This is a genomic window from Brevibacterium aurantiacum (assembly GCF_900169065.1).
GTDB lineage: Bacteria > Actinomycetota > Actinomycetes > Actinomycetales > Brevibacteriaceae > Brevibacterium > Brevibacterium aurantiacum.
Genome location: NZ_FXZB01000026.1, coordinates 39779 through 46037, shown reverse-complemented (window position 1 = coordinate 46037; position 6259 = coordinate 39779). Strand labels below are relative to the sequence as shown.

The 6259-nt window shown below is 63.9% G+C and carries 6 protein-coding genes; 1 reads left to right on the top strand and 5 read right to left on the bottom strand.

The genetic code is table 11. The annotated features are described in order from the left end of the window. Nucleotides 1–97: 97 nt before the first annotated feature. Nucleotides 98–1081 carry a hypothetical protein gene (locus tag BAUR9175_RS16150; RefSeq protein ID WP_180959265.1) on the bottom strand — a complete coding sequence of 328 codons (984 nt, stop codon included), beginning with the start codon at nt 1079–1081 and terminating at the stop codon, nt 98–100. A 194-nt stretch (nt 1082–1275) separates the two neighbouring features. On the opposite strand from BAUR9175_RS16150, the gene galE reads away from it, so the two are divergent. After that, complete coding sequence (galE, locus tag BAUR9175_RS16145; RefSeq protein ID WP_096157438.1) at nt 1276–2274, top strand: UDP-glucose 4-epimerase GalE; 999 nt, start codon at nt 1276–1278, stop codon at nt 2272–2274. A gap of 45 nt (nt 2275–2319) precedes the next feature. Here the strand turns inward: galE and BAUR9175_RS16140 are convergent, their stop codons facing one another. From BAUR9175_RS16140 to BAUR9175_RS16125, 4 genes are read right to left on the bottom strand one after another with little or no spacing between them, the layout of a single operon-like run. Next, on the bottom strand, nt 2320–2997 hold the full coding sequence (locus tag BAUR9175_RS16140; protein ID WP_009883302.1) for a DUF6320 domain-containing protein: 678 nt from the start codon (nt 2995–2997) through the stop codon (nt 2320–2322). Further along, nucleotides 2994–4397, bottom strand: a complete 1404-nt coding sequence (locus tag BAUR9175_RS16135) for an alcohol acetyltransferase (RefSeq protein WP_101584494.1) — start codon at nt 4395–4397, stop codon at nt 2994–2996. The genes BAUR9175_RS16140 and BAUR9175_RS16135 overlap by 4 nt, the downstream gene beginning before the upstream one ends. Then, on the bottom strand, nt 4394–5359 hold the full coding sequence (locus tag BAUR9175_RS16130) for an alpha/beta hydrolase (protein WP_257944356.1): 966 nt from the start codon (nt 5357–5359) through the stop codon (nt 4394–4396). Before BAUR9175_RS16130 ends, BAUR9175_RS16135 begins: the two co-directional genes overlap by 4 nt. Nucleotides 5360–5414: 55 nt before the next feature. After that, a complete protein-coding gene (locus BAUR9175_RS16125) occupies nt 5415–6167 on the bottom strand; it encodes a class I SAM-dependent methyltransferase (protein ID WP_101584492.1) in 753 nt (250 codons plus the stop codon). Between the last annotated feature and the right edge of the window lie 92 nt (nt 6168–6259).

The window sequence follows — 6259 nt, the reverse complement described above, 5'->3', positions numbered from 1 at the left end:
GACGCACTTTCGCGATGACCTGATCCGGGGTATGTCTACGTGCCATAATCTGTGAATTTCCTCCTTGCATCCATTATCGGATGCGAAACTCACATAGTCACCGGACTCCTACCCGGGGGCCCAACCAGGTGAACTTCGCCTCCGGCCGGTGGATGGTCTGGGCCATGAAGTCCGGGTCGATGACGATGAGGCTGCCCACCAGAATGCCCGCGACCAGCAGTATATAGAGGGCGCCTACGCAGATGATGAGGGTCAGGACAGTGGACAGATTGTAGTAGAAGACGACCTGGACCAGTCGCTTCCTGGACGGTCTGTCCCAGAGGCCGTTGACCGTCAGCAGCCATCCGACCATCACTGCGATCGCGATGAGTCCGATGGAGATCAGGCGCGCCGTGGACAGGTGGTGTGACATCTGCCAGATCGAACTGTAGAAGATGCCGAACGCCCCCGTCGCCGAGGCTGCGGCCAGAGCGCGCGAGAGCTTCCGTGCCATGCGCAGCGGTTCATTGGCCATGGTCATGCCCAGCACCAGGCGCGTGCCACCGGTGAATGTGTGAGCATGCAGGGTGCGGCGCCCGGAATCAGCCCGGCTCGACCATTGTCCCCACCTGGGCAGGCTGTGCTTCGGAGCCGTGTGGCCGTCGGGCAGCAGCTGATTCGTGCAGCTCATGAAGATCTTGAGCAGACGACGCCGGGTAGTCAATGCGCCGAGGGTGGGATTCGAGACCACAGCAACCTTGCGGTCCGGCAGCACCTCGGCGATGAGCGGTTTGTCCTGGGTGTGCCGAGGAATGTCGGTGAACATGATGACGAGGTCAGCGCTGGGGTACCTGTCCACGATCGAGTCGAGGGTCGACATCTCCAATTGATGATCTGCCTGCACCCGAATCGTCTCGGTGCACGTGTCGACGTGGACGTCGACAGAGAAACTCTGTCGCAGCAGCTCTTCGAACTCGTCCTTGATCGCCGCGACCCGACGACTCGGCGGGCCGGGATCAGCAATGAGGAGCAGATGCATCGCAACAAGTGCTTTCGTCCATGGTGTCCTCCACAGGGCAGGCATCGGGCGGATCGCCGACATTCTCACTCTCGCAGTGATGGGCGGCGTTGAACAGAGGCCGAGCTGACTTCGGGTATTTCCACACTGCTCATTCAGTGCGTCTTGATGTCTGGGAAGCCCTGATGTCGGGGAAGCGGGATGGTCACGTATTCTGATGTGGGTATGACGCAGCGTATCGACCGCTGTGAGAGAGCTAGTGAAAGTGAGATCGGCACATGAGTGTTCTGGTGACCGGAGGGGCCGGCTACATCGGCTCCCACGTAGTACGGCTGCTGTCCGAACGCGGTGATGAGGTCCTCGTCGTCGACGATTTCTCCACCGGCATCGAAAGCCGAGTCACCGGTCTGCCGATCGTCAGCCTCGACCTTGCCGCCGCCGATGCCGAGGACCGCCTCGTCGCTGCGATCGAGGAGCACTCGGTGGACTCGATCATCCACTTCGCCGCGAAGAAGCAGGTGGGGGAGTCCGTCGAAGAGCCCATCATGTACTACCGCCAGAACATCGGCGGACTCACGAACGTCCTCGCCGCGGCCGAACGCACCGGCATTGAATCCCTCGTCTTCTCCTCCTCGGCCGCAACCTACGGCATGCCCGATGTCGAGATGGTCGCCGAGGACCTCGACTGCCGACCGATCAACCCCTACGGCCAGACGAAGCTCATCGGCGAATGGATGATCGACAATGCGATCACCTCGGCGAAGATGCGCGGTGCGAAGTTCAACGCCGTGAAGCTGCGCTACTTCAACGTCGCCGGAGCCGGCTGGACCGAGCTCGCCGACACCGCCGTCATGAACCTCATCCCGATCGTCCTCGGACGCATCGCCGACGGCAAAGCCCCCATCATCTTCGGCGACGACTACGACACCGCCGACGGCACCTGCATCCGCGACTACGTCCACGTCAAGGACCTGGCAGAGGCGCACATCGCCGCGCTCGACTACATGAAGTCCGGCAACACCTCGGAGACGGTGTTCAACGTCGGCACCGGAACCGGAGCATCCGTGAAGGAAGTCATCGACGCCATCGCCGAGGCGACCGGACGTGACATCGTGCCCGAAATGGGCGAGCGTCGCGCAGGCGACCCACCCGCACTCGTCGCCGATGTCTCCCGCATCGGTGCGCTGTTGAGCTGGAAGGCCGAGTTCGACCTCGACGAGATCGTGCGCAGCGCGGTCGAGGCCGCGGGGATGCTGCCGGAGCAGACCAAGGACTGAACTCGCTGCCTCGGCGAGGGCCGCTCTCGACTGTGTGTGCGGCTCTCAGAGATGCAGTCGCTTGGCCAGTTCGAGGCGGACCTCCCGGCCCCGGGCAAGCTGCAGCAGCACCAGAGCGAGGATGCTGAGAGCACCGCAGACAGCCGACGGCAGGGGGTAGGTGACCCAGCCGAACGTGAGGAACCCGATGGGTGCCAGACCCAGGATTGCCGCCAATCCGCCGTAGATTATGTACTCCGTCGCTTCGAAGCGCATCGCCCTGACCATGATCAGCAGGGCGGCAATGGATGACGCACAGACGATCGGCACCGCGTACGTCAGCGACCACGCCCGCCAACCGGTGAGGTAGTCCCAGTACACGCAGACCAGGCCAATGAGGACGACGAGGTACACGGTGCCCTTGGCGACATTGCGTCGTTTGCTCACCGCCATGAGGACGACGAGCCACATGGCGGTCACCCCCAGCCAACCGGAGCGAAGCACTCCGAAGCCTTCGGGTCGGTGGCCAAACACGAGCTGGGCAGCGAAGGACACCGCGATCACGAAGAGCGATGTCAGGAACAGTCTCCTGAGCAGTCGACGCCTCGAGAACGTGAGGGGAACCGTCGGCAGCGGACTCGGCGCTGCGTCCCCCGCCGCGTCCACCTCTGCGGGTGCAGCACACAGCGGACATCGGGTCCACACACCTTCAATGGCGATCGAGCACTTGGGGCAGCGTCTCACGACAGCCCCTCCGCGATCTCATCCTCGGTGACTCGTTCCGCAGCGACCGTCACATCGATCCCTTCACTAGTGAGCATCCGAGCGAATTCCCTGATGTGATCGGTTTCGACGAACGGCGATGTGAAGCTGACGGTGAGCAGTCCTGCATGGGACGTCGCACAGAACTGAGGGCGGACTGCGGAGACGTGGAACAGGACGCGGCCCACATGTGATTCAGCCGGCTCGGGCAGGCTCAGACGACCCAGGTTCGAGACGGCGACGCTCAGACCGCGATTGCTGTGCCTGTTGGCCAGTCCAAGGATCACATCCTTGAGCGGGCGCGGCACGATCCGCAATCCCGGCATCCGCTCGACCCGGATGAACCACCGCAGCTTCTTCTCCAACGCCTCCTGGGTCACCTGGGGCAGGAATTGGCTCTCGAGCTGTTTGCAGATCGAGCCGAGATCATCCTCCCCCTGACCATAGGTGTGTTCGACGCGAACGGTGGTGAAGAAGTTCCGTGCAGACGGCGAGGGAAAGAATTGGCGCAGGTTCACCGGCACCGAGGCTGCCAGGGTGCGGGCCTTTCCCAGACCGCCCGAGGAGATGCGAATCGACTCGAAGAACAGCGCCGTCAGGTACATGGTCATCGAGACATCTGCGGCTCGCGCAAGCCCGAGCACCGCATTCGCGGGCATGGTGAGCTCGACTACGCGCGTGCGATTGTCCGGAGTGCGGATTCCTCGGACATGATGGACCTTCTTCTCCGCCGGACGGCGCAGCCGGCTGATATTCCTGTGCGCAGCAGACGACTGTGCGCTGTCATCGACGGTGAATGCGGCGGGACCGGCTGCACGACTGAAAGCGGACCCTGAAGCATGCGACTGATGCCGGCGGTGGAAGTAGTGCGCGAAGCTGTCGATGCTCAGGGCATGCTCGGGTTCGAGTGGTGCCTCGTCGGCTTCGCTCGTGTCTTCGAGCGGCAGCTTCCTGTCGGAGTCGGAGAACCGCCGCCTGCTGTATGCATTCACCAGGTCCGAGAGGAACCATGCCGCACCGGTGCCGTCGGTCAGCGCGTGGAAGACCTCGAGGCTGATCCGCCGGCGATGGTGGATCACGCGGAACAGCAGATTGCGCCGACCTGCCTGATAGATGGGGGCGCACGTGTGCTGCTCCTCTGCGGTGACGAGCGGGCGCAGTTCGCTGTCCTGCAGGTAGTACCAGAACAGACCGCTCTGCAGCACCGCGTGGTAGAGGCGGTACCGGTCATATGTTTCGTCGAGCGCCTCCTGCAGCAACTGCGGGTCCACGTCATGATCCGTCTCGGCGCTGAGTCGGAAGACTTTGGGGTCGGCAGCGCTGCGAGCAGCGAGGAAGATGTTGGAGGCGTTGTCGAGTCGCACCCAGTCCCGGTGGGTCATATCGGTTCCCGCCGGTTGCGTCGTTCGCCCTCGACCGGGTCACCGTCGAGGAATGCGTTGATCACCTCGTAGGCGTCTTGGACGGACTGGGAGATTCTGGGCAGCGAGATGAAGCCATGCAGCGCTCCCTCTACCCGATATGTCTGCGCCGTGTTCCCGGCATCGGCCAGAGCACGCCCGTAAGCCTCGCCCTCGTCGCGCAGCAGGTCCAACTCGGCAGTGATCACCAGGGTCGCCGGTTGGCTGGAGAGGTCGGGCGCCAGCAGTGGAGCGACATGAGGGTCGCGGCGCTGCTGGCGGTCGGGAACGTAGAGGTCGAAGTAGTCTTCGACTTCGGCGTTGGTGAGTCGATAGTCCCCGCCATGGCTGCGCACCGAGTCGAACGGGGAGGTCTCTGGATCATGGTCCCAATGCGTCACCGGATAGATGAGGATCTGGCGATTCGGTGGGAGATGTCCGCGTTCTCGCAGCAGCGATGAGATCACAGCAGCGAAGTTGCCTCCGGCAGAATCTCCGACCAGGATGATCTGGCCGGCATCGGCGGCCCCCACTCGATGCGGTTCGTCCAGCAGCACCCGGGCGACGTCATAGCAGTCCTCCAGACCCGCCGGGAACGGGTGCTCCGGCGCGAGCCGGTAGTTGACGGACGCGACGGCGCAGCCGGTGAGGTCCGCCATCCTGGCACACGCCGGAGTGTACGTGTCGATGTCACCGGTCACCCAGCCGCCGCCGTGGAAGAAGACGAGGACATCCTCGCGGCGCTTCACTTTAGGCTGGAAGATCCGGACAGGGACATGCAGGTGTTCGTCGCAGGGGAGGGGTTGCCAGCGCGATGTCCGATACGGCGGCATCAGCAGCGCGGCGACTCGACGCTGTATCCGACGGACCTTCTCGTAGTCCTCACGGATGTTGAGTCGGGGTGCGGCGAACAGGTGCAGCACCGCCCGAGACAGCCTGTTCACTGGCGGGGGACGGTTCGGGGAGGGGATTTTTCCATGCCCCCAGTTTAGAGGCAGGTCAGTCGGGTTTCCGAGCCACGACGAGGTGGCGAGTGGAGTGTGCGACGAATGGGTCGCCTCGGCGGAGTCGAGCATCGAGTTCTCGCAGCTGGGGCAGGTAGTCCTCGACGCTGAAGTCCGGCACCCACCAGGGGCATTTGCGCAGGATCCAGATGACGGCGCCGATATCGCGGAACTCCATGCGGCAGCGCGCAGTCCGAAGCGTTTCGAGTGCGAGTCCGGCCGCCTCGGCGTCATGGACCTCTGTGTCGGTGTGTCGGCTCCTGCGATTTGCCGGCTGGGGTCCGAGGAAGAACTCAATGAGTTCGAACGCCGAGGCCGGTCCGACGTGCTGAGCGAAGTAGGTGCCTCCGGGCACGAGGACCCGCGCGATCTCCGACCACTCGGGACGTACCGGATGGCGAGAGCTGACCAGGTCGAAGCTGCCGTTGGCGAAGGGAAGATTCTCGGGACCGGACTCGACGACATCGACCCTGCGCGGGCCCAGGCGCTTCCGGGCGCGGGCGACGTTGGGCGGGTGGGCCTCGGTTGCGGCCATGCGCGGTGGCAGCAGTGGAGCTTCGGCGATGACCTCACCACCGCCGGTGTCGATGTCGAGGGCGGCGCTTGCAGTGGACAGGCGCTGGGCGAGGAGTTGGGCGTAGCCCCACGGCGGCCGTTCTTCGGTGGCGCGGCCGTCGAGCCAGGAGAAATCCCACCCGGCGACATCGGCGGCCAGTGCCTCGGAGACCAGTGTGTCGAAGGTGCGCATAGTGCAATCGTTGCCTATGCGTCGAGTGCTTGTACAGGCGATCCTGCGAAATCGGCGGCAAGCCGGGCCCCACCTCGCGAAATGACCAGTGG

Bases quoted from the DNA above. Each gene is read 5' to 3' on its own strand.
- BAUR9175_RS16150 (WP_180959265.1), bottom strand. From the start codon at position 1,081: ATGTCGGCGATCCGCCCGATGCCTGCCCTGTGGAGGACACCATGGACG.
- galE (WP_096157438.1), top strand. From the start codon at position 1,276: ATGAGTGTTCTGGTGACCGGAGGGGCCGGCTACATCGGCTCCCACGTA.
- BAUR9175_RS16135 (WP_101584494.1), bottom strand. From the start codon at position 4,397: ATGACCCACCGGGACTGGGTGCGACTCGACAACGCCTCCAACATCTTC.
- BAUR9175_RS16125 (WP_101584492.1), bottom strand. From the start codon at position 6,167: ATGCGCACCTTCGACACACTGGTCTCCGAGGCACTGGCCGCCGATGTC.